Source organism: Chitinophaga sp. (assembly GCF_035564935.1).
Classification (GTDB): domain Bacteria; phylum Bacteroidota; class Bacteroidia; order Chitinophagales; family Chitinophagaceae; genus Chitinophaga.
Map to the genome: position 1 here is coordinate 1 of NZ_DATMTE010000863.1, position 1,855 is coordinate 1,855.

General features: G+C 46.5%; 1 protein-coding gene. It reads left to right on the forward strand.

All coding sequences use genetic code 11. From position 1 onward, the window contains the following. Positions 1-149: 149 nt before the first annotated feature. Positions 150-1,855: RagB/SusD family nutrient uptake outer membrane protein (locus VN105_RS22550; RefSeq protein WP_325644453.1), on the forward strand; the 1,706-nt coding region annotated here is incomplete at its 3' end.

The following is a 1,855-nucleotide window of genomic DNA, read 5'->3' on the forward strand; positions in this document are numbered from 1 at the left end:
GGAAGTAAATGTGGTTCGTTCCACACCAGTTACACCTGGAGTGGATTACTCGGCCTATCCACGGAACAAGGCGTATCTTTTTGGCCTTAACCTGACATTGTAAAACGATTGTTTAGTTATAAGGGGTCTCTGAAATAAATATTAACAACATGAAATCAAGATATCTTTTAAATCAGCTTTTCCTCTGTATGTTGCTGGTTGTAATAACCGGGATCTCATCCTGCAGGCGTTACCTGGAAATAGCGCCAAAGTCCTCGTTTGATGAGAACTATGTGTTTGGCAGCGTAACTTCTGCTACCAGTGCGGTTATAAGTGTATATGGCCACCTGGCCGGACAGGAAGGTTATGGCTCCCGTTTATCGCTGATGTATACAGTAGACCAGGATGAATCGCTGGGATACAGCAACAGCGCTGCCGGTGGCGGCGATAACGGGCAGAAGGCAATGGCGCGTTATAATGCAACGCCGGAGAATGCACAGTTGGAAAGACCTTATAACCAGTTGTATGGAGGTATTGAAGGCGCTAACATCTGTATAAAAAATATTCCCAAAATGGATGCCTATACCAATGGGAGTGAAAGTGATAAGAAAGCACTCCAACGGTTATACGGTGAAGTACTCACATTGCGGGCGCAGTTCTATTTTGAGCTGATCAGGAACTGGGGAGATGTGCCGGCGCCTTTTGCGCCTTCCATAGATCAGCCGGATCTTTTTATGCCCAAAACAGACCGCGATACTATCTATGCACATATTCTCAATGATCTTAAAGCCGCGGAAGACCTGGTGCCATGGCGGGGGGAAGCCGGCATAACAGCAGACGAGCGGATCACCAAAGGCGGTGTAAAAGCTATCAGAGCCAAGATAGCGTTATTCCGCGGTGGTTATTCTCTGAGAAGTAATTCCAATAAGATGGAACGCAGGCCGGATTACCTGGAATATTACCAGATTGCAAGAGATGAGTGCCAGGATATTATTACTTCCGGGAAACATATGCTTAACCCGGGTTACGAGTCGCTGTTTAAAGATTACCTGGATGCGCATAAAATTGAGATAAACGGGGAGGTATTGTTTGAAGTGGCACTCGCCGGTGGATTGGGAGCAACAGACAGCCGGTTAACGGATGGAGGCCCGCCGGTAGGAACCACCGGTAACGGCGCCATTAAACTGGTGCCCAGTTATTATTATTCATTTGATTCAATTGATACCCGCAAAGATGTGACGGGAGCCGATTATGCGGTGAAAACCACTAACCAGCACACTCCGGGATCCACATCTGCGCTTCTGTCCATATTCTGTGGAAAATTCAGAAGGGACTGGGTTTCCAATCCCGCCATTCCTTTAACCACGCCAACGCTGTACAGTGGAATTAACTGGCCGGTAATACGCTATGCAGATGTATTGCTGATGTTTGCGGAAACGGAGAATGAACTGAAGAACGGGCCCACGGCCGAGGCAATAGCCGCATTTGAGCAGGTACGTAAAAGAGCTTACAGGGGAAATGAAACCAAAATAGGAAATACACCTACGGACAAAACCGGCTTTTTCAATGCAGTAATGAATGAAAGATGGCTGGAGTTTGGCGGAGAAGGTATCCGTAAATATGACCTCATAAGATGGAACCTGCTTGGAAAAAGGATTGCAGAAACAAAAGCTGCCATGACCAGCATGATGCATCAGGAACCACCTTACGATAAATTGCCGGCCAAACGTTTTTATAAAAATAATTCCACCACCATGGTATGGTATAATTCCATGTACAGGCCACAACCTGTTGCTACACCGCCAGCAGGTTACATTTCCGCCAACTGGATAAGCAGTATTTCTGAAGCTTTTATAACCAACATCGCGGATTCTTA